Below are 578 nucleotides of genomic sequence, written 5' to 3' on the forward strand. Positions count from 1 at the left end.
GCGGGGGCTGCGCCAGGCGGCGCCCATGCAAAACCGGGACGCCCCGTTCTGCCGGGCAGCCTTGGCCTCTTCCACCACACGGGACACTTCCAGCAATTTCNCTTTTTCCAGCTCGGTGTTGTAGTGACCGGACTGGGAGCAGTATTTGCAGTCTTCCGGGCAGGCGCCGGTCTTGATCGACAGCAGGGTGCTCACCTGCACCGCATTGGGATCGAAATGGGCCCGGTGCAGCGCCGCCGCCTGGAAGATCAAATCGTTGAACGGCAAGGCAAACAGGGCGTCGATCTCACTGCGTTTCCAGTCATGGCGTACAGCCATATCCGTGGATGGCGATTGGGCGGTGCTGGCGATGGCGGGCATGCTTCATTCTCCTCAAGTAACGTCAGCAGGCTAAGGAGCCCCATGGCACCTGTCAACCTGAAAGCCGCAACAAAAGTTTACTGCAGTATACTTTTTGATCACATCAACCCCTCACCCTGCACTCTCTGCGGCCAATCAGACAGCGGTGGCTTGTGCGCTGACTGCCTGCCTCTGCTGCCCCGGGTTACAGAGCCCATCTGTCGCTGCGGGCTTCCCCA

At 60.3% G+C, this 578-nt stretch carries 1 pseudogene; it reads right to left on the bottom strand.

The features are described 5' to 3' along the window. Positions 1 to 360: pseudogene (locus tag A3730_RS28760) on the bottom strand (biotin synthase); the annotation flags it as partial. Positions 361 to 578: the final 218 nt, after the last annotated feature.

Source organism: Alcanivorax sp. HI0044, assembly GCF_001634945.1.